The organism is Pseudomonas sp. JUb42 (genome assembly GCF_024807945.1).
Classification (GTDB): domain Bacteria; phylum Pseudomonadota; class Gammaproteobacteria; order Pseudomonadales; family Pseudomonadaceae; genus Aquipseudomonas.
Genome location: NZ_JANUFD010000028.1, coordinates 1 through 24,227 on the forward strand (window position 1 = coordinate 1; position 24,227 = coordinate 24,227).

A 24,227-nucleotide genomic window follows, 5' to 3' on the forward strand; every position below is an offset into this window, starting at 1 on the left:
CCGTCGATGCCTTGCTGAGGCCAGAAAGACACCGACTTGCTCGGCGGGGCAGGACTTACGACGCCCTGAGGTAATTAGTCGTGATCAAAGGCACTAAAGACAGTTGCTCCTACGACGTCGTGCTCGATATGCCAACTCGTAACAATCAGGTCAGTTTTCTGAAAGCCAGCATCCCCACTCCCTGCCTAGACTGGGCAAAACCCCAGAGAACACTGCCATGCACGGATTGACTCGCGACGATATCGAAGATGCAGCCCGCCAGGTGTACCAGGTGATGCCTGCCACTGCCCAATATGTCTGGCCGTTGCTGGCCCGGCGCCTGGGTTGCACTGTGTGGGTTAAGCATGAAAACCACACACCGACCGGCGCTTTCAAGGTGCGGGGCGGCATTACTTTTCTGCATTGGCTCAAGCGCACCCAGCCGCAGATCAGCGGTATTGTCAGCGCCACTCGGGGCAATCATGGCCAGAGCCTTGCGTTGGCCTCCAGTGCATTGGGCCTGCGGGCGCTGATCGTGGTGCCGCAGAACAATTCCGTGGAAAAGAACAACGCCATGCGCGCTTTTGGCGCCGAGGTCATCGAGTGTGGCCGCGACTTCGACGAAGCCCGGGAAGAAGCCGCGCGCCTGGCCGAGACGCACTCGCTGTATCTGGTGCCGCCGTATCACCGGGAACTGGTCAAGGGCGTGGCCACTTATGCCCTGGAACTGTTCAGCGCCGTGCCGGATCTCGACACCGTCTACGTGCCCATCGGCTGCGGCTCGGGCATCTGCGCCGTGATCGCCGCCCGGGATGCCTTGGGTCTTTCTACCCAAGTGGTCGGCGTGGTCTCCACCGAAGCTGATGCCGCCAAGCGTTCGTTCGAAAGCGGCACCCTGCAGCAAACCCCATCGGCCAATACCTTTGCCGACGGCATGGCGGTACGCAAACCGGTGCCCGAGGCCCTGGCGGTGTACTCGGCAGGGGCGCAGCGGATAGTGGCAGTCAGTGACGAACAGGTCGCCGAAGCCATGCGCGTGTACTACACCGACACCCATAACCTGGCTGAAGGTGCAGGCGCGGCGGCGCTGGCAGCATTGATGCAGGAGCGTGAGGCGATGGCGGGGAAGAAGGTCGGGGTAATTCTATCCGGGGGCAATATCGATATGCCGGTGTATGCGCGGGTGGTGAGTCAGAATTGATGAGCCAGTGAATATGCATGAGCATCCTGTGGGGCCGGCTTTAGCCGGGAATAGGCACTTCCCGGCTGAAGCCGGTCCCACAAGTAGCCCCTAAATCCCCGAAGCTTTTCGTCTGCTACGCCCGGTCAACTCCCGAGATAACACAATGAAGTTCTGCAAAGGCGGCAGCGGATTGAAGCTGCGGCAGACCAGGGTAATCGGCGCATGCAGGCGCGGGCGAGCTTCGCGGATCGGGCAGTAAACCACGCTTTGCCGATGCACATCGCGCATCGAGGCCGGGACGATGGAGATGCCGACGCCTGCCGCTACCAGGCTGATATTGGTCAGCATGCGCTCGACCTCGAAGGCAATCTTCGGGTTGAACCCGGCGTTCTGGCAGGCCTTGATCAGGTTGGCGTACATGCCCGGCGCGCCGGGGCGACGGACCAGGATAAAGGGCTCGTTGGCCAGCTCGCCGAGGGCAATGGCCGGCGGCGCCGTTTGTGGATCATGACCGGCCAGCACCCGATGCCCGGTGGGCAGGGTCAGCAGCATTTCCTCATTTAACAGGCGATGGAATTGCAGGCTTTGGTGATCACCCACCGGCGCCCGAAGAATGCCGACGTCTACGCGGCCCTCGATGGCATCATGGGTCAGTTGTTCGGCGCTGCCTTCCTTGAGTGAAACTGCAACGGCGGGGTAGCGCTCGCGATAGGCGCGAATGATTTGCGGAATCAGCGGATGGGTCGAGGCCGAGCTGGTAAAGCCGATGCTCAATTGACCTTCGATACCATGGGCGGCGCGGGACGCCTTGAGCGCGCCTTCGCTGACCCGGGCGAGGATATCCCGTGCTTCCTCAAGGAACACCAGGCCACCGGCTGTGAGGTCCACACCCTTGGGATGACGCTTGAACAGATCGAAGCCCAGCTCCTGCTCGAGCATGCGAATCTGCTGGCTGAGGGGTGGTTGCTGGATATTCAGGCGCGCGGCGGCGCGGGTGAAGTGTCGCTCTTCGGCCACCATGACGAAATAGCGCAAATGACGAAGTTCCATGGTGGTCTGTCCCGCTGCGAAGTTTTATTATTGGCGCCCGCTCAAGCCAGGCATTGACCGGCCAGCGTGCCCAATCAGGTAGTCCCTGACAAGGCATGCCCATAACAATAAATAGATGGATTCGGAGCGTCGATGCCTCTCAGGCTTCTCAATAGCCCCACGTTGCAAATTATTCTGGCCATCGTCTGCGGTGTGCTGCTGGGCGTGCTCGATCCCCTTCTGGCCATCGATATGAAACCCTTGAGCGACGGCTTTATCCGCGTGATCGGTTGGTTCATGCCGTGGATGATGTTCCTGCTGGTGTCCTCCGGTGTGGCGGGGCTGCAAACCCGGCAGCGGGGGCTGGTGGGCAAGGCCTTTATGTATTTCCAGGTCATGGGCCTGATCTCGTTATCTCTGGGCTGTGTGGTGACGCTGGCCTTCAAGCCTGGTGCCCATACCGCCTTTAGCCACGGTCCTGCAGTCGCGCCTGCGCAGCTGCTGGATGCCGGGTTTTCCTGGGCGTCCGTCGGTGCGGTGGTCACCCATGCCTTCACCCAAAGCCTGGTCATGCAGGTGATGCTTGCCGGGCTGCTGTTCGGCACTGTCGTTGGCCGCTTGGGCGGTACCGAGCGGGGGGATGAGTTACGGGCCTTCCTGGAAAAAGCTGTCGCGCTGCTGTTCCGGATCCTGCGGGTGATTCTGCGCTTCGCACCGCTGGCGGCCTTCGGTGCCATGGCCTTCAGCATCGGCCGGTTCGGCCCGGCGGCGGCGCTGCCGCTGTTCAAGTTTGTCGCGGTGATGTACCTGGCCTGCGGGCTGTTCATGCTGTTGGTACTGGCGACCGTCGCCAGGCTGGCCGGGGCGCGGCTGTGGCGGTTAGTGGTTTATGTCAAGGACGAGCTGCTGCTGGTTGTTTTTACCGGCTCATCGGTAGCGGCATTACCGGGGTTGATCGACAAGATGCAAAAGCTGGGTTGCGATCAGCAATTGGTCCGTTTGATCCTGACCACGGGCTACACCTTCAATCTCAGCGGCTCGAACGTTTACCTGACCACCGCCGTGCTGTTTCTGGCGCAGATGGCGGGGATCGACCTGAGCGCTGCCGAGTTGTTGACCCTGCTGCTGATTTCCCTGCTGACCTCCCTGGGCTCCACCAGCATGGCGGGCTCGGCGTTCCTGACCCTGATTGCCACGCTGAATCTGCTGCATCTGGTGCCGCTGGAGAGTGTTGGCCTGCTGCTGGGGGTCGAGCGCCTGATGAAGTGCCGTTCGCTGACCAATGTGCTGGGCAATTGCGTGGCTTGCCTGGCCATTGCCCGTTGGCAGAACGCGCTGGACAGGCCGGTGATGTGTAAGGAATTGGCTGTACAAGCCTGACGAGGATGCTGCGCAGAACCGTAGGACCGGCTTTAGCCGGGAGGGCGCCCTCGCGGCTGAAGCCGCTCCTACGATTTACCGCGTCATTGCGGTGATTGTTCAGCCCTTGGCCGGCGCCAGCTTGTCAAAGGCACGATTGAGATTGCCTTCGGCCTGATTCAGCTTGTCACGACGCTCACGCAGCCAGGTCTGGTCGGCGTCCAGGGTCTTGTGCGCTTCTGTGAGCATGCGCTGCACTTCCTGGGGTTGCGGGCCGCCGGTGCCTTTGCGGGTCTTGACCATGTTTTCCGGCGACAGCGCGGCGCGGAAGGTGGCTTCGTCCAGCGGCAGGGTATTGGGCTTCCATTCGTATTTGTCGGCGGCCTTGGTATAGAGCTTCTGCGCATCGGCATAAGGGAAGGTTTTGGGCGTCATGCCTTCGCTGCGCGCCTCGGTGACGATCAGCGAAGCGAAGCTGTGACCGATGCGGAACGGCACTTTCTGCGTGCGTTCCAAGGTGTCGGCCAGCTCCATGGAGGTGGTCCATTCGTTTTCGAGTTCTTCGCGGGCGCGCTGCGGGTTGACCTGCAGGGCATCGAGCACCGCGTTCATGGCGCTGAACATCTCTTTGGTCGAGTCAAAGACGCCCAGGGAGTCGAAGGCAAACTTGTAGTCGGTCATGCCGGTGGTAACGTTATGGGCGCGCAGGGTCACGGTCTGGGCCAGGCCGACCACATCGGAAGCGGTCTCGCGGGCACGCATCAGCAGGCCGGGGTTGCGCTTCTGCGGCATGGCGCTGCTGGTGTAGGTGGACTCTTCATCGAGGAGCAGCCACGGGCGGATTTGATGATATTGCGTATGGATATCGCCGATCAGCGCGCCGATGCGAATGGCCGATGAGGCCGCAGCGTTTGCCGCCTCGATAGGGATGTCATAGGTCGACACCTGGCTCGAATCCAGCGAGTTCTCCCGTACTGAATCGAAGCCCAGCAGCTCGGCCATGCGCTCACGGTTCAGCGGGTAGGCCGAGTTGGCCAGTACGGCGGTGCCCATGGGGCTCTGGTTCAGGCGCTGGTACAGCTCGCGGATACGCTGGCCGTCACGGTCGAAAGCGGCTTCGTACGCCAGCAGATAGTGGGCGTAGGTGATCGGCATGGCCTGCACGCCATTGGTGTACGCCGGAATCAGGGTGTCGACGTTCTTGTCGGCCAGGTCCAGCAGACGCTTGCGCGTGGCGTTCAGGGCTTCGCTGTAGGCCAGTACGTCCGAGCGCAGTTTGGCCAGACGGTAGGTGGCGAGCATGTCCTGGCGGCTGCGCCCGGAGTGAATCAGCGAGGCTTCCGGGCCGATCTTGTCGGTCATGATCTGTTCGAGTTGCAGCACGTCGCTGGGGCGCTTGCCGTCGGGCTTATCGCCCTGTTCGATGGCGTAGCGCACGCCACCGGCGATCTTCTGGCCCATCTCCGGCTTGACGATGCCTTCCTCGGTGAGCATGACGATGGACGCCTTGTTGATGCGGTTGAGCCAGGCGAACTGGCTCTCGGCCTTGTCATCCTTGCCCTTGGCTTTGACCACCGAGGCGCCGATCTTCGCCGCCTGGGCTGCGCACTGTTCGGTGGTGGCGCAGGGCAGGTCGGCCGTGTTGGCCGCGTAGGCGCCGTAACTGGCCGTCAGGGCGATGGCGACGGCCAGGTGAATCAGGGTCTTTCTTGTTGTGGGCATTTCAGGACTCCGGCATTGGGCAAATGTTTACAGCAGGGGCAGGGTGTAGCTGACGATGACGCGGTTCTGGTCGATATTGTTGCCGCCGTTGCTGCGGTAACTGCCGTTGCGCCACTTCAGCTCAAGGTTCTTCAACGGGCCGCTCTGGAAGGCGTAGCCGATATCAGTGTTGCGTTCCCACTCGGTGCCTTCCTTGTTGCCCCGGGCAAAGTTGTCGCCCTTGAGGTAGCGGGTCATTAAGGTCAGGCCGGGCAGGCCGATTGTGGCGAAGTCATAGTCGTAGCGCGCCTGCCAGGAACGTTCTTGCGGGTTGGCGAAGTCCGGGGAAATCATCACGTAGTTGACCAGGTACGAATCGGTACCGGCCAGGTGCGGAAAGCCGGTGGTGCCATCCATGCGCTGGTAGGCCAGGCCAAAGGCGTGACCGCTGATGCCATAGGTGAAGCGCGCGCCCAGGGCGGTGTTGTCGACGTTGCTGGCACCGTCGGCCAGGGAGCGGGCGTAGCGCAGGTCACTCTTGAACGATTGCGACGTGCCGAACGGGAAGGTGTGAGTCAGGGTGGCAATGTGTTGCTTGTAATTGTCCTCCAGACCGCCGTAGTTGTAGGAGGTGGTCAGGCTCTTGGTCCAGGCGTAGCTGGCGCTGGCGAAGTCGAACTTGTCAGTGGGCTTGCCGCCCTTGATGCCCTTGGCTTCGGCAGTGATGTCTTCGTGGCCGCTGTCGTTGCGCTCGGTATTGCTGGTCAGGCGGCCGAGGTTGACAGTCAGGTTGTCGATGTCTTTGGAGGTCAACTGGCCGCCGCGAAAGGTCTGCGGCAGCAGGCGACCGTCGTTGGGCAGCACGGTAGGCAGCTTGGGCAACAGGGTGCCGATACGCAGCACGCTCTTGGCGATACGCGCCTTGGCGGTCACGCCTGCGCGACTGTAGTCATCGGGGGCTTTTTCGCTGCCGACCGGGAGCAGGCCGGTATTGCGCCGGTCCGGGCCGGAGTCCAGTTTCAGGCCGAGCAGGCCGATGGCATCGACACCGAAGCCGACGGTGCCCTCGGTAAAACCGGATTCGTAGTTGAGCAGCAGGCCCTGGGCCCATTCATCGCGCTTGGACTGGGCGGCGCCGTCCTGGCGGTAATCGCTGTTGAAGTAGAAGTTGCGAAATTCCAGATCCGCCTTGCTGTCTTCGAAAAAGTCAGCTTCCGCGAAACCGGGCATGGCGAGGCTCAGGCCGAGAGCGGCCGAAGTGAGGCCGAGAGAGACAGGGCTCTTTTGCATTTTTATTCCCTTATGGCACAGCTGATTTTTATTGGTTTTGTTTTGCCGTGAAGCGGAAAACCCTTGGGCTCCGTTCACGGCGAAAATCCTAGCGCCATAAGTTGCGGATTAAAAATATATAGTTAGTGTTGATTCGATATTTTTTATATATGGATATCCTGCCAGGGCCGTTCCTGGCGCCCACGGATTTTGTCCGAGGTATTAGCTGGCAGCTTTTACAACTGGCAATAGTTGTAAGCCTTTAAAACCAAAGCCTGTAGGACGCTTCTGAAGTTTTTCGATATGCTCTGCAGCCGCTTGTAGATGCCTGATGGTGCGGCTAATTTGCCGCCTGTCGTTGAGGTCAACGACAGGGTTTAGTCGCCCGTCTCGGTTGCAAGTGGTCCCATAGCCATCAGCGTTCATAGCGTGATGGTCCATGGTGGCTGTGTGCGGGGCACCTTTGGGTGCGCCGGGTGCTCCGACCGGTCGACTAACCCGTGCACAGCCGCCACCTATTTGTTTAGTCGCGACAGGGTGGCATCAACCAACACGGAGTTGCCATGAACCAATTTATTAAAAATCCATTCATCCTCGATCCCGATATCAAAACCGAAGACGCCTTTGCCTGCGCCTCTGAATTCCTCGCCAGCGCAGCCGCTATCGTCTACGAAAGCGCTGACAACAGCACCGCGGAATACCGGCCTCTAGCGCGCTCGGCATTGCATCAGATCGCTGCCGCGCAATTGGTCATCGAAGCCATGGCGCTCAGGTTTGGACAAAGCACCGTCCCCTGAATTGAAATCAGTCCCCGTGGGAGCCGCCTTGGTGGCGATCGAGTGCGAAGCGCTCGCAATGGCGTCAGGACTGACCCGACACCACCTCCCGCTAATTTTCCCCCCTCGCCACCCGTCTTCGTTCCTATGAAAAAGCGGTTGCCTCCCCTCTGGAGGCCCGTCTCCCCAGCATGGAATGAGGACAGATACAGCGATGGCCAATTTCTTCGAACGCCCGGTTTCTCTGGCTCACGCACTGATGCGGCATGCCGATTTGCGGGCGGATGAGCCGGCCCTGCGATTTCTTGACGGGCACAGCGCAGACGGCGTCGTCTTGACCTATGGTCAGCTGGATGCCAGGTCCCGGGTCATCGCCGCCGCCCTGATGGAGCGGGCCGAGGCCGGTGATCGAGCGCTGCTGTTGCTGCCCAGCGGCCCTGATTACGTGGCGGCGTTCTTTGCCTGCCTGTATGCCGGGGTCGTCGCGGTGCCGGCTTATCCACCGGAGTCCATGCGCCCGCAGCATCTGGAACGGTTGCTGTCGATCATCGAGGACGCCGAGCCGTTGCTGATCCTCACCAGCGCGCAGTTGTTGCCAAGCCTGAGCGCCACCGCCCTTGAGTGTGACGTGTCGATGCCCGGCCTGCTGGCGGTGGACGAACTGATCGAAGAACCGGGGCAGGCCTTGCGGGCGCAAGGGCCGCATGCCGCAGACATCGCCTTCCTGCAATACACCTCCGGCTCGACCTCGGCACCCAAGGGCGTGCAGGTCAGTCACGGCAATCTGGAAGCCAACGAGTGGCTGATTCGCCAGGGCTATGGCATCGGCCCTGACGACGTCATCGTCAGTTGGCTGCCGCTCTATCACGATATGGGCCTGATCGGCGGCTTGCTGCAAGGGATCTACAGCGGCGTCATGGTGGTGTTGATGTCGCCGCAGTACTTTCTTGAACGTCCGCTGCGCTGGTTGGAGGCGATCAGCCGTTTTGGCGGCAGCGTCAGCGGCGGCCCGGATTTCGCCTATCGCCTGTGCCATGAGCGGATTGCCGAAAGCAAGCTGGCCGGGCTTGATCTCAGTCGTTGGCGCGTGGCGTTTTCTGGCTCCGAGTTGATTCGCCAGGACAGCCTCGACGACTTCTCCCGACGCTTCGCCGCCTGCGGCTTCAAGGCCGAGGCCTGCCTGGCCAGTTATGGTCTGGCCGAGGCGACGCTGTTCGTCACCGGCAGCCACCCGGGGCAGGGTATCGATGCCTTGGCGCTGGATGCCGATGCACTGGCTACGCACTGTGTATTACCCGGTCAGGGTGTGAAGCTGATGAGCTGCGGCTGGCCGCAGCCCGACCACCCGCTGATGATCATCGACACCGGCAGCGGCGAGCTGCTGGGCGATGACCGTGTCGGCGAGATCTGCAGCAGCGGACCGAGCATCGCCCAGGGCTATTGGCGCAACCCCGAGGCCAGTGCCCGGGCCTTTATCCAGCGCGACGGACGCACCTGGCTGCGCACCGGCGACCTGGGCTTCATGCATGAGGGCCAGCTCTATGTCAGTGGCCGGCTCAAAGACATGCTGATCATTCGCGGGCAGAACCTCTACCCGCAGGATATCGAGCGCACCGTCGAGACTCATGTGCCTGTGGTGCGCAAGGGTCGTGTCGCGGTATTTGCCCTGCAACACGAGGGTGTCGAGGCCTTTGCGGTGGCGGCCGAAGTGGGCCGGCGCACGCAGAAACAGCAGCCTCTGGAACAATTGATCGAGCAGATTCGCGCCGCAGTCGCCGAGGTGCATCGCGAATCGCCGGTGGTTGTGGCGCTGATCGAACCGGGCAGCCTGCCCAAGACCTCCAGCGGCAAGTTGCAGCGTTCGGCCTGTGCCACGCAGTGGCGCGACGGCAGCCTGCCCTGTGTGGCGCAGTGGCGGGTGGGGGATAAGCCGGGCGATACACCCGAGAAAGCCGGCGAAACCCTGTCGGCACACATTGCCCGGCTCTGGGGTGAATACCTCAAGCTCGACAGCGTGCCGCCCCAGGCCAGTTTCTTCAGCCAGGGCGGTAACTCGATTCAGGCGATCCAGATGATTGCCGAACTGCGCGATGAACTGGGCATCGCCCTGGAGCTGCGCACCCTCTATGAGGCCCCGGATCTGCTTGGCTTCACGGCGGCGGTTGAGGCGCTGCAAAACGGTGAGGCTGCAGTCGTGGCCAGAGCTGTTGCGCAACCGGGCGAGGCCCTGGCGCAAAGCCCCGCGCAAAGCCGGCTGTGGTTCATCTGGCAGCTCAGTCCTGACAGCGCCGCCTACAACGTACCCGGTGGTCTGCGCCTGCGCGGCGAGCTGGATCAGGCTGCACTGAGCGATGCCTTTGATGCCTTGATCGAACGTCATGAAACCCTGCGTACGCGTTTCTATCAGGAGGATGGCGTCGGCTTCCAGCGTATTGGCGAGCGCGCCGACTGGAGCCTGCAGTTCGATGATCTGTCCGGCGATGCCTTGGCTGAGGAGCATGCCCGGGTGATTCAGGAGTGCGAGGCCTCGACGCCGTTTAATCTTGAGCAGGGCCCGTTGCTGCGGGTACGCCTGCTGCGCCTGGGTGAACAGGATCACCTGCTGCTGGTGACGATGCATCACATCGTTGCCGATGGCTGGTCGTTCGGCATTCTGCTGGATGAGTTTGCCCGGTTGTACGCCGGTAATGCTTTGTCGCCATTACCCATGAGCCTGGCCGATTACCTGGCCTGGCAACGTCAGGAGCTGCTCGCCATCGATCAAGGCCCGGCGCTCGGCTATTGGCGGCGCACCCTGGACGGCGAACGCGAACCCCTGGCGCTGCCCCTGGATCATCCCCGCGGTTTGTTGCCGTCTGCCGCCCGGCGCCTGAGCCTGAACCTTGATGCCGGGCTGTGCGTTCGTTTGCAGGAACTGGGCAAAGCCCAGGGCGTCAGCACTTTCATGCTGTTGTTGGCGGCTTTCCAGGTCCTGCTGCACCGCTATACCGGGCAGGGCGATATCCGTGTCGGTGTGCCCAGTGCCAACCGTCAGCATTTGGAAAGCCAGGGCTTGCTCGGCTTCTTCATCAATACCCAGGTGCTGCGCAGCCGGATCGATGGCCGCCAGGGTTTCGACAGCTTGCTTGAACAGGTGCGCAGCGCTGTGTTGCAGGCCCAGGCCCATCAGGGCATCGACTACGAACAGGTCAGTGCTGCCCTGGGTGATGCCGCTGGCTTTGAAGTGATGTTCAACCATCTGCAACGTGACACCAGTGCCCTGCGCCGCCTGCCGGGGTTGTTTGCCGAAGAGTTGCCGTGGCACAGCCGCGAGGCCAAGTGTGACCTGCAGTTGCACAGCGAACAGGATCAGCAGGGGCGCATCCGCCTGTCATTCGACTACGCCGTGGCGCTGTTTGATGCCGTGACTATCGAGCGTCTGGCCGGGCATTTCGCCAACCTGCTGACCCAGCTGTGCCTGCAACCGCAGCAGGCTGTGGGTGAAGTGGAATTGCTCGCCGATGCTCAGACCCGCCAGTTGCAGGCCTGGGGTGAAAACCCGCAGCTGCCGCCGGGCTGGCTGTTGCCCGAACGCCTGAGCGCCCAGCTCCTGAGCGTTGCCGCCCGAACGGCCTTGGTGTGTGGCGAGCAGCGCATGAGCCATGGTGAACTGCAGCGTCTCTCCAATCAGTTGGCTCAGCGCCTGCGCGCCCTGGGCATTGGCCCGGAAGTGCGCGTGGGAGTGCTGGCCGAGCGTTCGGCGCAGATGATGGTGACCTTGCTGGCGATCATCAAGGCCGGTGCTGTGTATGTACCCCTGGACCCGGACTACCCTCGTGAGCGCCTTGGCTACATGATCAAGGACAGCGGCATTGCCTTGCTGATCGGTCAGCAGCAGGTGCTCGATGCGTTTGGCGCGCCTGACGGCCTGGCGATCCTGGCGCTGGACGATGTCGCAGAGGCCCAGGGCAGTGATGCGCCGCCCGCCCTGGTTCTGCATCCGGACAATTTGGCCTATGTGATCTATACCTCCGGCTCCAGCGGCCAGCCCAAGGGCGTCGGTATCAGCCACGGCGCCCTGGCTGAGCGCCTGCAGTGGATGCTCAATGAATACGCCATCAGCGAAGATGACGTACTGCTGCAAAAGGCCTCCCTGAGTTTTGACGTGTCCGTGTGGGAGTGCCTGCTGCCGTTGATGGCTGGCAGTTGCCTGGTCCTGGCCGGGCCAGGTGAGCACCGTGATCCGCAGCGCCTGTTGCAACTGGTGCAGGAGCACCGCGTCAGCGTGCTGCATTTCGTGCCGCCGTTGCTGCAGCTCTTTGTCGAAGAGGTTGGCATCGAGCAATGCAGCAGTCTGCGCCTGCTGTTCTGCGGCGGTGAGGCCTTGCCTGCCGACCTTTGCCGCCGGGTACATGAGCGGCTGCCGGCCGTGGCGCTGCATAACCGTTACGGCCCGACCGAAAGCGCAATCAACGTGACCCATTGGCCGTGCACGGGTGAGCAGGGCGCACGCGTTCCCATCGGCCGCCCCTTGAGCAATGTGGTGACGCAGATTCGCGAAGGTGACTGGCAACTGGCACCGCTCGGGGCCAAGGGTGAATTGTTGCTGGGCGGCTCGGGCTTGGCCCGCGGCTATCTGGGCCAGCCGGGCCTGACTGCCAGCCGCTTCCTGCCCGCCGAAGGGGGTGGCCGTCTGTATCGCAGCGGCGATGTCGCGCGCTGGCGCAACGACGGTGCCCTGGAATACCTGGGGCGCCTGGATGAGCAGGTCAAGCTGCGCGGTGTGCGCATCGAACTGGAAGAGATTCGCCACAGCCTGTTGCAACAACCCGGCGTGCATCAGGCGGCGGTGATCCTCGGCGAGGGCGCAGGCGGCGGGCAACTGCTGGCTTATGTCGTGGTGGACGGAGAAGAAACCCCGGCAGTCCTGAGCGCGCGCATCCGTGGTGCCTTGCAGGACGCCTTGCCCGAGCCCATGGTGCCGAGTCATGTCCTGCGCTTGCCAGCCTTGCCCCTTGGCCCGACCGGCAAGCTGGACCGCCGTGCGCTGCCGCAGCCGGATATCGCCGAGCGGGCCTGGCGTGCGCCTCGTGATGAGGTCGAGACCCGTCTGGCGGCTATCTGGGCCGAGGTGCTGGAACTGCCGCGTATCGGTCTGGACGATGATTTCTTCGAGCTGGGCGGTCACTCGCTGCTCGCCACTCGTATCGTTTCCCGGGCCCGTCAGGCCTTTGCTGTCGAGCTGCCGTTGCGCAGCCTGTTCGAGTCCCGACGCCTGGTGGATTTCGCCGCCTGGGTGGCCCGGGCCAAGGCCGAAGGACAGGTTGACAGCCAGGGCGTCATTGCCCTGGTTGACCGCAACCAGCGAGTGGCGCTGTCCTGGTCCCAGCAGCGTATGTGGTTCCTCTGGCAGCTCGATCCGCAGAGCCCGGCGTATAACGTCGGCGGCATGGCGCGGTTGCGCGGGGTGCTGGATGTGGAGTGTTTCGAACGCGCCCTGCAGGCATTGATCCATCGCCACGAAAGCCTGCGCACCAGCTTCCCGTCCGAAGACGGCAGGCCCTGGCAGCAGGTGTCGGGGCAGTCTGATGTGGTCATGCAGTGCCTTGATCTATCTGCCCAGGCCGAGTCGCTGCGCCAGGGCAGCATCGAACGCCTCGCCGAGGAGCAGGCCCACGCCCCGTTCGATCTGGAGCACGGCCCGTTGTTGCGGGTGTGCCTGGTCAAGAGCGGCATGCGCGAACATCACCTGCTGATCACCCTGCACCATATCGTCACCGAAGGCTGGGCCATGGACATCTTCGCCCGAGAGTTGGGCGCGCTGTACGAAGCCTTTGTCGGCGAGCGCGAGTCGCCGTTGCCGCCGTTGCCGGTGCAGTACCTGGACTACAGCGCCTGGCATCGCCAATGGCTGGAAGATGGCGAGATGCAGCGCCAGCTGGACTATTGGCGCGGGCAGTTGGGCGGCGAGCAACCGTTGCTGGCCTTGCCCGCCGACCGCCCGCGACCTGCCGTGCAGAGCCATAACGGTGAGCTGCACCGCTTCGAACTGGACGCCGCTTTGGCTGCTCGGGTCAATCGCTTCAACGGGGAGCGCGGCCTGACCCTGTTCATGACCATGACTGCCGCTTTGGCAGTGCTGTTGTATCGCTACAGCGGCCAGGACGATCTACGCATCGGTGTGCCCCTGGCCAACCGTATCCGTCCGGAAAGCGAAGGGCTGATCGGTGCGTTCCTCAATACCCAGGTGCTGCGCATCCGGCCCACCGGGCAGATGCGTGTCAGCGAGCTATTGGAGCAGGTACGCCAGGTGGCGATCGATGGCCAGTCCCATCAGGATGTGCCGTTCGACCAGTTGGTGGAGGCCTTGCAGCCGCAACGCAGTGCCGGCTGGAATCCGCTGTTCCAGGTGATGTGCAACGTGCAGCGCTGGGAGTTCCAGCAGCAGCGCGAACTGGCCGGCGGCGTGCAGGTCGATTATCTGGTCAACGATGCCAGGGCGACCAAGTTCGACCTCAATCTGGAAGTCACCGACTTCGACGCCCAATTGCGTTGCTGCCTGACCTACAGCACCGATCTGTTCGACGCCGAACGCATCGCCCTGATGGCCGAGCACTGGCAGCGCCTGCTGCGGGGCATGCTCGCTGCACCGGATTGCTGCCTCAGTGAGTTGCCCTTGCTCAGTGAGGGCGAGCAGTTGGCGTTGGTCGAGGCCGGTCGCGGTGACACTCTGGTCGAACCGGCAGGCAGCGTGCAGGGGCTGTTCCAGCAGCAGGTCCTGCGCACGCCGCACAAGCGTGCAGTGACCTGCGCCGGGCAGTCCCTGAGCTACGCCGAACTTAACGCCCGGGCCAACCAGTTGGCCCATCGCCTGATTGAGCTGGGCGTCGGCCCGGAGATTCGTGTCGGCCTGGCTTTACGCCGTTCCCTGGACATGGTGGTGGGCCTGCTGGCGATCCTCAAGGCTGGCGGTGCTTATGTGCCGCTGGACCCGGAATACCCTCACGAACGTCTGCGCTACATGATCGAAGACAGCGGTATAGCCGTGTTGCTCGGGCACGACGAACTGTTCGCCCAAGGTCCGCTGCCGGCAACGGTGCGCTCGTGGAGCCTGGAGCAGGACGGCGCGGCGCTGGCAGGCTATGCCGATACCGACCCGGCCGATCGCAGCCAGGCGCAGCATCTGGCCTATATGATCTACACCTCTGGCTCCACCGGCCTGCCCAAGGGCGTGACCGTGGAGCAGGGGCCTCTGGCCATGCATTGCCTGGCGGTGGGCAAGCTGTTCGCGACCACACCACAGGATTGCGAACTGCATTTCTATTCGATCAACTTCGATGCCGCCAGTGAGCGCCTGCTCGTGCCGTTATTATTCGGCGCCGAGGTGGTACTGCGCGAACAAGGGCAGTGGGATGCCGAAGCGATCTGCGGGCTGATCCGCCAGCACCGTATCAATGTGCTTGGCTTCACGCCGAGCTACGGCGGCCAGTTGGCCCAGTGGTTGCGCAGCCATGATCAACAACTGCCGGTACGCCTGTGCATTACCGGTGGCGAAGCGCTGACCCCGGAGCACCTGCACGCTCTGCACGCAGCCTTCACCCCGCAGACGGTATTCAACGCCTATGGTCCGACGGAAACCGTGGTCATGCCTCTGGCCTGTGCGGTGCCCGAGGCGCTGCCCCGTGAGGCGCTTAATGTGCCGATCGGCACGGTAGTCGGCAGCCGCCAGGTGTATGTACTGGACGCTGATCTGGCCCAGGTGCCCGCCGGTGCGGTGGGTGAGTTGTTTATCGGCGGCTACGGTCTGGCCCGCGGCTATCACGGTCGCGCCGGGTTGAGTGCCGAGCGCTTCATCGCCGACCCGTTCGCTACTGCCAGTGGCGCACGGCTGTACCGCAGCGGCGACCTGGTGCGACAGAACGCCGACGGCCAATTCGAATACCTGGGGCGCATCGACCATCAGGTGAAAATCCGTGGTTTCCGTATTGAGCTGGGCGAAATCGAAGCACGCCTGCTGGCCCATGAGCAGGTGCGTGAAGCCGTGGTGCTGGCTGTGGACGGGCCGAGCGGCAAGCAGCTGGTTGGTTATCTGCTGGCTTCATCAAACCTGGCACAGGAGCGCTTGATCGAACAACTCAAGACCCATCTGCACGGCGGATTGCCGGAGCACATGGTGCCTGGGCACCTGATCATTCTCGATGCCTTCCCGCTGACCGCCAACGGCAAACTCGACCGCCGCGCGTTGCCCATGCCGGACTTGAGCAGCCGGCAAGAGGCCTATCAGGCACCGGGCAGCGCCATCGAACGCGGGTTGGCCGAGGTCTGGCAGGGCGTGCTGGGCGTGGCACGGGTGGGGATCGACGATAACTTTTTTGCCCTGGGCGGCGACTCGATCCTGTCGATCCAGGTGGTCAGCCGTGCCCGTCAGGCCGGTATTCACTTCAGCGCCAAGGACCTGTTCCAGCATCAGACCGTGCGGACCCTGGCCCTGGCGGCGCAATTGAGCGAGCGCCACATCATTGATCAGGGCCCAATGACCGGAGCCAGCGCCCTGACGCCGATCCAGCACTGGTTCTTCGAACAGCAGCTGGCGGCACCACAGCACTGGAACCAGTCGGTGTTGCTGGGTGCCAGCCACAGCCTGCAACCGGCGCTGCTGGAGCAGGCTCTGCAAGCGTTGGTCACCCATCACGATGCCTTGCGCCTGAGTTTCGTCGAGGACCTGCACGGCCAGTGGCAGGCCGAGTACCGTGAACCGGATACCCGGCAGATTCTTCTGCGCGTGGGTGGGGCAGAGACTGCGGAGCAGCGTCTTGAGCTGTTCGAGCAGGCGCAGCAAAGCCTGAACCTGCAGTATGGCCCTTTGGTGCGAGCGCTGCTGGTGCCCGGAACCCCGGACCGGCTGTTGCTGGTGGTTCATCACCTGGCCGTGGACGGCGTGTCCTGGCGTGTGTTGCTGGAAGATTTGCATAACCTGTACCGGCAACTGGAGCAGGGCCAGACGCTGCAGTTGCCCGCCAAGACCAGCGCCGTGGGCGACTGGGCGCAACGCCTGCAGGCCTATGCCGGCAGCGAGTCTCTGCGCGAAGAACTGGGTTGGTGGCAAAGCCAGTTGCACGGCGCCAACGGCGATTTGCCCTGGGACTTCGTTGCAGGCAGCAATCTGCAACGAGATGCCCGCAGTGTCAGCCTGAGTCTCGATGCCGAGGCGACCCGACAGCTGCTGCAACAGGCGCCCCAGGCTTATCGTGCCCGGGTCGAGGACCTGCTGCTGACCGCTCTGGCGCAGACCCTCTGTGCCTGGACTGGCCAGGCGTCGGCATTGGTGCAGCTGGAAGGCCATGGCCGCGAGGAGCTGTTCGACGATCTGGACCTGAGCCGCAGCGTCGGCTGGTTTACCAGCGCCTATCCACTGCACTTGACCCCGGCGACCGATAGCGCCGACAGCCTCAAGGCGATCAAGGAGCAACTGCGCCGCGTGCCGCACAAGGGCCTTGGGCATGGCGTCCTGCGCTATCTGGCGGATGACGCATGCCGCGCGGCCATGGCCGTCTTGCCGGAAGCGCGGATTACCTTCAATTACCTGGGGCAGTTCGACCAGGGCTTTGCCGACGATACGCTGCTGCGCCCGCTGGCGGAGGCCGGTGGCGCCCAGCACGCTGGCGATGCTGCGCTGCCCAATTGGCTGAGTGTCGACGGCCAGGTCTACGGGGGTGAGCTGACGCTGCGCTGGACCTTCAGCGAGAACCTGTTCAAGTCCGAGACCATCGAGCAACTGGCCCAGGCCTACCAACGCAGCCTGCGGGCACTGATCGAACACTGCCTGCAACCGCAGAACGGTGGTATCACGCCGTCGGACTTCCCTCTGGCGCGACTGTCCCAGGACCAACTGGATGCACTGCCACTGCCGTTCCATGCCATCGACGACGTTTACCCACTGACGCCGATGCAGGAGGGGCTGCTGCTGCACACCCTGCTGGAGCCGGGCACCGGCATCTACTTCATGCAGGACCGCTACAGCATCGATAGCGAGCTGGATGTGCCGCGCTTCGAGGCGGCCTGGCGCGCCGTGGTGGCGCGGCATGAAGCCCTGCGCGCCTCGTTCTGCTGGAGCGCCGGTGAGCAGATGTTACAAATCATCCATCGCGGTGATGGCGATGGCGTTGAGTTCCTCGACTGGAGTCAACTGCCTGCCGATCAGCACGAATCACGCCTGCAAGTGCTGCTGGAGCGCGAGCGCCTGGCCGGGTTCACCCTGCTGGAGCGGCCACCGCTACACCTGCGCCTGATCCGCCTGGCACCGGATCGCCACTGGTTCATCATGAGCAACCACCACATTCTCATCGATGCCTGGTGCCGCTCGATCATGATGGGTGACTTCATGGCCATCTATAAGGCCCTGGGTGAGGGGTGCCAGGCGCCGCTGGCCACGCCGCCGCGCTACCGTGAGTTCATCGCCTGGCTGCACCATCAGGGCCTGGAAAACTCCCGGCAGTACTGGCGCCAGAGCCTGGCCGGGTTTGCCCGTCCGACCTTCATACCGAGTGATCGGCCGATTCTCCACGACAACGGCGGCATGCAGGTCGGCGATCGGCACAGCCGCCTGTTGCCCGAGCAGGGCGCGCGCCTGCGCGAACTGGCCCAGGCCCATCAACTGACCGTCAACACCTTCGCTCAGGCCGCCTGGGCCCTGATCTTGCGACGCTATAGCGGCGAGCGCGACGTTCTGTTCGGTGTCACCGTGGCCGGGCGTCCGGCCAGCCTGCCGCAGATGCAGCACTGCGTAGGGTTGTTCATCAACAGCATCCCGCTGCGGGTTTCCCTGCCCGACGCAGGTCAGCGCCTGAGTGTGCGGCAGTGGTTGCAGCAGCTGTTCGAACGCAATCTGGAGTTGCGCGAGCATGAGCATCTGCCCTTGGTCAGCATCCAGGAGTGCAGCGAGCTGCCCAAGGGCCAACCGCTGTTCGACAGCCTGTTCGTGTTCGAAAACGCACCGGTGGACGCCACGGTGCTGGAGGGTGCCGAAGGCCTCAAGGCCCGCTCCGGTTCCGGTCGGACCCACACCAACTACCCGCTGACTGTGGTCTGCTACCCCGGCGATGATCTGGGTCTGCACCTGTCCTATGACCGGCGCTTCTTCGACGAGGCAACCATCGAGCGCCTGCTCGGTGACTTCCAGCGCCTGCTTCTGGCCCTGGTCGATGGCTTCGAGCAGGACGTCAGCGCCTTGCCGTTGCTGGCCGTGCAAGAGCAGCGATTCCTTCTTGACGAGTGCAACCGCAGCGCCCGGGAGTACCCGTTGCAGCAGGGCTATGTACCCTTGTTCGAAGCTCGTGTGGCGACTCATCCCGAGCGTATCGCCGCGACTTGCGAGGGTGAACAGTGGCGCTATGGCGAGCTGGACAACTGCGCCAATCGTCTGGCCAATGCTTTGTTGGCGGCAGGTGTGCAGCCGGACCAGCCAGTGGCGCTGCTGGCCGAGCGCGGTCTGCCGCTGCTGGGCATGATCATCGCCAGCCTCAAGGCCGGTGGCGGTTATGTGCCGCTGGATCCGGCGCATCCTCGGCAGCGCCTGACAGGGATCATCCAGGCCAGCGGTACCCGGGTAATGGTGTGCAGCGCCGCCTGCCGAGAGCAGGCCGAACAATTGCTGGAAGAATTCAGTTGCTCCGGTGGCCGACCACAACTGCTGGTCTGGGAAGACGTGCAGCAAGGTACGGGCGATGACAGGGCGCCGGGCATTGCCGTTACCGGCCAGCACCTGGCCTATGTGATCTATACCTCTGGCTCCACCGGCGTACCCAAGGGCGTGGCGGTGCAGCAGGCGGGCATGCTCAATAACCAGTTGAGCAAGGTGCCGTATCTGCGCCTGAGCGAAGCGGATGTGATCGCCCAGACCGCCTCCCAGAGTTTCGATATTTCGGTCTGGCAGTTCCTCACCGCCGCGTTGTGTGGGGCGCGGGTGGACATCGTCCCGGATCGCATTGCCCACAACCCGGCGGCACTCTTGCAGCATGTGCGTGACACCGGTATCAGCGTGCTGGAAAGCGTGCCCTCACTGATCCAGGGCCTGCTGGCCGAAGCCACTGGCGAACTGGACAGCCTGCGCTGGCTGCTGCCCACCGGCGAAGCCATGCCGCCCGCCCTGGCCAGGCAATGGTTGCAGCGCTATCCCGGCGTCACCCTGGTCAACGCCTACGGCCCGGCGGAATGCTCCGATGACGTGGCGCTGTTCCAGGTCGACGAAGCGGCCAGCAACGGCAGCTACCTGCCCATCGGCACGCCGACGGACAACAACCTGCTGTACCTGCTCGACGATGAACTGCACGCCGTGCCGCTGCTGGCCGACGCCGAACTGTTCATTGCCGGGACCGGGGTAGGGCGCGGTTATCTCGGCGACCCTTCTCGTACGGCTGCCAGTTTCCTGCCCAACCCCTTCGGCGCGGACGGCGAGCGCCTGTACCGCAGCGGCGATCTGGCGCGGCGACGCGGTGACGGCGTGCTGGAATATGTCGGCCGCGTCGATCATCAGGTGAAGATCCGCGGCTACCGCATCGAGCTGGGTGAGATCGAAGCGCGGCTGCGCGAATGGCCCCAGGTTCGCGACGCCGCAGTCACCACCCAGAGTGCGGCGGCCGGGCAGTATCTGGTGGGCTACGTGGTTAGTGATACGCCGGCCGACTTCGAGGCCATCAAGCGTCATCTGGCCCAGACCCTGCCCGAATACATGGTGCCGCGCCACTGGCAGGCCCTGGAGCAGTTGCCCCTCAATGCCAACGGCAAACTGGACCGCAAGGCCCTGCCAGCCCTGGCTTTCAATAGTGCCCGACAGTACCAGGCGCCGACCAGTGAACTGGAAGTCACCCTGGCCGGTATCTGGGGCGAGGTGCTGGATGTGGAGCGGGTCGGCATCACCGACAACTTCTTCGATCTCGGCGGCCATTCCCTGCTGGCGACCCAGATCGCCTCACGGGTGCAGCAGGCCTTGCAGCGCAGTGTGCCGCTGCGGGCAATGTTCGAGTGCAGCACCGTGCAGGAACTGGCGCGGCATATCGAGCAATTGGGCGGCAGTGCGTTGACGGAGCAAAAGGTCAGTCGCATCGATGATCTGATGGCGCGATTGGAGGCGCTGTGAGGCAAGGCCATGGCTGTCGGTCAGGATCGGCAGCCATGGAGCAGACAATCGCGGATCACGCTTAATTTTTCCATTTACCACTCGTATTGATAATCAGGCAGCGCTGGCCGCCGGTAACCCAACTTTCAGCTAAGGAGCAACACCATGACCTCGGTATTCGATCGCGAAGACATCCTGTTCCAGGTGGTCATCAATCATGAAGAGCAATACTCCATCTGGCCGGACTACAAGGCCATCCCCAATGGTTGGCGTACCGTGGGCAAGAGTGGTTTCAAGAAGGAGTGCCTGGCCTACATCGAAGAAGTGTGGACCGACATGCGCCCCTTGAGCCTGCGCAAGCATATGGAAGCACAGGCGGGCGCAGCCACTCAGTGAGGCCGATATCATGGCGAGTTTGCAACTGTTCTGCCTGCCGTACTCCGGCGCCAGCGCCATGCTCTACAGCCGTTGGCGGCGTGTTCTGCCCGAGTGGCTGAGCGTGCAGCCGGTGGAGTTGCCGGGCCGGGGCGCACGCCTTCGTGAGGCCTTGCAGACGGATATGCAGGCGCTGGCACGGCAGTTGGCGCAGGAAATCCTGCCGCGCCTGGACCGGCCTTATGCGCTGTTCGGGCATAGCCTGGGTGCCTTGCTCGCTTTCGAAATGGCCCACGTGCTGCGTGAAGCGGGGGCGCCGCTACCGGTGGCGCTGATCGCCTCCGGCACGGCTGCGCCGACCCGGCGCGAGGACTATGAACAAGGCTTTTCGGTGCCTAAAAGTGATGAAGAGCTTAAGGCCGACCTGCGCGACCTGCAGGGCACGCCGGAGGAGGTTCTGGAAAATCAGGAGTTGATGGAATTGACCCTGCCGATCCTGCGCGCCGACTTTCTGATGTGTGGCCTGTATCGTTACCGCGCTCGGCCACCCTTGCAGTGTCCGCTGCATGTATTGGGCGGCAAGGACGACCGCGCCAGCCAGGAGCAACTGATTGCCTGGCAACTGGAAAGCGACGCCAACTTTTCCCTGGATATGCTGCCGGGTGGGCATTTCTTCATTCATGAGCAGCAAGCCAAGGTCTTGCGCATCCTCAAGGCCTGCCTGGAGGTGGGGCGTCGGCGGCAGCTGCAATTGGCTGGCTGACTGACGCGGACCTTTGTGTCACTGCATGCACGTGGGACTGGCTTTAGCCGGGAAAGCTTCTGTCTTCCCGGCTAAAGCCGGTCCCACGGTGCTGCAGTTGTTTCTTTGCATATCCCCCTCTAAATCCCTCCCTCGGCCACTCGTATTTCCAGCAACCACGCTTGCTATTGATCGTATCCATTGAGGGTTCTTGAAATGCCTGCCGCTACCCGTTTCGCCCAGGCTCATCCGCTTGGTGCTGTTACCGCGTCTGAAGAGGCGCTCTATGAATTCACCCTGTCGCCCCTGCTGGAACGTCAGCAGCGTCAGGAATCCAACGCTCGCAGCTACCCCCGGCGCTTGCCTCTGGCGCTCAAGCGCGGGCGCGGCATCGAGGTAGAGGATGTCGAAGGGCGCACCTTCATCGATTGCCTGGCGGGTGCCGGCACCCTGGCCCTTGGGCATAACCATGCGGTGGTGATCGAGGCGATCCAGCAGGTGCTTGCCGATGAGTTGCCGCTGCATACCCTGGATCTGACCACGCCGGTCAAAGACCAATTCGTCCAGGATCTGTTCGGCCTGTTGCCGCAAGCATTTGCCACCGATGCGAAAATCCAGTTTTGCGGGCCAACCGGCACCGATGCCGTGGAAGCGGCACTCAAACTGGTGCGTACGGCTACCGGGCGCAGTACGGTGTTGTCGTTTCATGGTGGCTACCACGGCATGAGCCTGGGGGCGCTGGCGTTGATGGGCAGCCTCGGTGCCAAGCAGCCGATGGGTGCCATGGTCGGCCAGGGCGTGCAGTTCATGCCCTATCCCTATGACTACCGCTGTCCGTTCGGCCTGGGCGGTGAAGCCGGGGTGCGGGCCAACCTGAATTATCTGGAGAATCTGCTCAACGACCCGGAAAGCGGCGTGCAGAAACCCGCAGCGGTGATTCTCGAAGTGGTTCAGGGCGAGGGTGGGGTAGTCCCCGCCGATCTGGACTGGCTGCGCGGCGTACGGCGGATCACCGAGGAGGCGGGCATTGCCCTGATCGTTGACGAAATCCAGAGCGGTTTCGGCCGTACCGGCAAGATGTTCGCCTTCGAGCACGCAGGCATCGTGCCGGATGTAGTGGTGTTGTCCAAGGCCATTGGGGGCAGTCTACCCCTGGCCGTGATGGTCTATCGCGAATGGCTGGATAAATGGCTGCCGGGCGCCCATGCCGGGACCTTCCGCGGCAATCAGATGGCCATGGCTGCGGGCTCTGCGGTGATGCGCTATCTCAAGGATCACGACCTGCCGGCTCACGCCGGGCAGATGGGCGCACGCCTGCGCGAGCATCTGTTGCGCCTGCAACGTGATTTCCCGCAGCTGGGTGATGTTCGCGGGCGCGGCCTGATGCTGGGCGTCGAACTGGTCGAGCCCGACGGCAGGCTAGACCTGCAGGGGCATCCGCCAAGGGACTCTGCCCTGGCCAGGCGCATTCAGCGCGAATGCCTCAAGCGCGGCCTGATTCTTGAACTGGGTGGCCGCGATGGCGCCGTGGTGCGTTTCCTGCCGCCGTTGATCATCACCGCCGAACAGGTGGACGAGGTCATGGCGCGGTTCGAGCGGGCACTGAGCGCGGCCATTCAGAACTGAGGCGCTGTCGCAGTAATTCAAGGAGGGTGTGAAATGAGTGCTGTGCTGGATTTTGATATCAAACCGTTATTGGCAGGCGGCGGATTGCTGCCCATGGTGGTGACCGCGCCCGAGCCGGGGCTGGACCTGCTGTCGGCCTTCGACAGCCTGGCGCCGTTGGTCGATGAGCATCTGTTGCGCAGCGGCGGGGTGCTGTTTCGCGGTTTCGAGGTGGGCGGCGCCGAGGCTTTCCGCCGTTTTGCCGGGGCGTTCGGCCATCCACTACTCAACTATGAGTTTGGCTCGACACCGCGAACCAACGTGACCCAGGGCGTCTATACCTCCACCGAGTACCCGGCGCACCAGAGTATTCCCCTGCATAACGAGCAGGCCTACACCCTGGAATGGCCGATGAAGATATGGTTCTACAGCGTGATAGCGGCGCAGACCGGCGGTGAAACGCCGATTGCCGACAGCCGGGAAGTCTACCGCCGCGTCCCTGTGCGAATTCGTGAACGTATGGTCGACAAGGGCCTGATGTATGTGCGCAATTTCGGCAACGGTCTGGATGTGTCCTGGGAGCAGGTATTCAACACCGAGGATCCGGCCCAGGTCGAAGCCTATTGCCGTGCCCATTCCATCGAGTGCGAGTGGAAGGACGATGGCGAGTTGCGCACCCGTCAGCGCTGCCAGGTGGTGGCCCGTCATCCACGGACGGCGGACATGGTCTGGTTCAACCAGGCGCACCTGTTCCATGTCTCGAACCTGCCGACCGAGGTGCGGGAAAACCTTCTTGAGGTGGTCGATGACGAATGGGATCTGCCACGTAACGTCTACTACAGCGACGGTAGCCCATTGGAAGATGTCTTGCTCGATGAAATACGCGGTGTGCTGGACGACTGCACCATCAGCTTCCCCTGGCGGGAAAACGATGTGCTGATGCTCGACAACATGCTGGCGGCCCACGCGCGCTCACCCTTCACCGGCAAGCGCCAAGTCATCGTGGCCATGGCTGAAGGCCACTCCGCGTTGCCTCGCGGCTGATCCCCCACAGTGGTGGCTGCGGCCACTGCTGCCTGCTAAATCACCCTGATTCCCATTCGTTCTTGCATACAC

Annotated in this window: 11 protein-coding genes; 8 read left to right on the top strand and 3 right to left on the bottom strand. The window is 63.0% G+C overall.

What is annotated here, in order from left to right; translation table 11 throughout:
- The first annotated feature begins 217 nt into the window (after positions 1-217).
- The gene (locus tag M2401_RS33850; protein ID WP_259111330.1) at positions 218-1,180 is read left to right on the top strand and encodes a threonine dehydratase; all 963 of its coding nucleotides are present in this window, start codon (positions 218-220) and stop codon (positions 1,178-1,180) included.
- A gap of 90 nt (positions 1,181-1,270) precedes the next feature.
- On the opposite strand, the gene M2401_RS33855 is transcribed toward M2401_RS33850, so the two are convergent.
- Complete coding sequence (locus M2401_RS33855; protein WP_259111331.1) at positions 1,271-2,212, bottom strand: LysR substrate-binding domain-containing protein; 942 nt, start codon at positions 2,210-2,212, stop codon at positions 1,271-1,273.
- A gap of 132 nt (positions 2,213-2,344) precedes the next feature.
- Here M2401_RS33855 and M2401_RS33860 point away from each other — a divergent pair, with 132 nt between their 5' ends.
- Positions 2,345-3,571, top strand: a complete 1,227-nt coding sequence (locus M2401_RS33860; protein WP_259111332.1) for a cation:dicarboxylate symporter family transporter — start codon at positions 2,345-2,347, stop codon at positions 3,569-3,571.
- Positions 3,572-3,670: 99 nt separating this feature from the next.
- Here M2401_RS33860 and M2401_RS33865 read toward each other — a convergent pair whose 3' ends face one another.
- Positions 3,671-5,272: an argininosuccinate lyase gene (locus tag M2401_RS33865; protein WP_259111334.1), complete on the bottom strand. Its 1,602-nt coding sequence runs from the start codon at positions 5,270-5,272 to the stop codon at positions 3,671-3,673.
- A 27-nt stretch (positions 5,273-5,299) separates the two neighbouring features.
- Positions 5,300-6,541 (bottom strand): OprD family porin, encoded by a 1,242-nt coding sequence (locus tag M2401_RS33870; protein ID WP_259111336.1) that lies wholly within the window; start codon positions 6,539-6,541, stop codon positions 5,300-5,302.
- Between the two features lie 542 nt (positions 6,542-7,083).
- Between M2401_RS33870 and M2401_RS33875 the strand changes: the two genes are divergently transcribed.
- The 6 genes from M2401_RS33875 to M2401_RS33900 all read left to right on the top strand — a co-directional run bounded on the left by M2401_RS33875 (position 7,084) and on the right by M2401_RS33900 (position 24,155).
- The gene (locus M2401_RS33875; protein WP_259111338.1) at positions 7,084-7,317 is read left to right on the top strand and encodes a DUF6124 family protein; all 234 of its coding nucleotides are present in this window, start codon (positions 7,084-7,086) and stop codon (positions 7,315-7,317) included.
- A gap of 193 nt (positions 7,318-7,510) precedes the next feature.
- Entirely contained in the window at positions 7,511-20,410 is a 12,900-nt protein-coding gene (locus M2401_RS33880) for a non-ribosomal peptide synthase/polyketide synthase (protein WP_259111341.1), read from the top strand.
- A 144-nt stretch (positions 20,411-20,554) separates the two neighbouring features.
- Complete coding sequence (locus M2401_RS33885) at positions 20,555-20,785, top strand: MbtH family protein (protein WP_259111343.1); 231 nt, start codon at positions 20,555-20,557, stop codon at positions 20,783-20,785.
- Positions 20,786-20,795: 10 nt separating this feature from the next.
- Complete coding sequence (locus M2401_RS33890) at positions 20,796-21,527, top strand: thioesterase II family protein (protein WP_259111345.1); 732 nt, start codon at positions 20,796-20,798, stop codon at positions 21,525-21,527.
- A gap of 195 nt (positions 21,528-21,722) precedes the next feature.
- On the top strand, positions 21,723-23,132 hold the full coding sequence (locus M2401_RS33895) for an aspartate aminotransferase family protein (protein ID WP_259111347.1): 1,410 nt from the start codon (positions 21,723-21,725) through the stop codon (positions 23,130-23,132).
- 33 nt (positions 23,133-23,165) lie between these two features.
- The gene (locus M2401_RS33900) at positions 23,166-24,155 is read left to right on the top strand and encodes a TauD/TfdA family dioxygenase (protein ID WP_259111350.1); all 990 of its coding nucleotides are present in this window, start codon (positions 23,166-23,168) and stop codon (positions 24,153-24,155) included.
- The last annotated feature ends 72 nt before the right edge of the window (positions 24,156-24,227 follow it).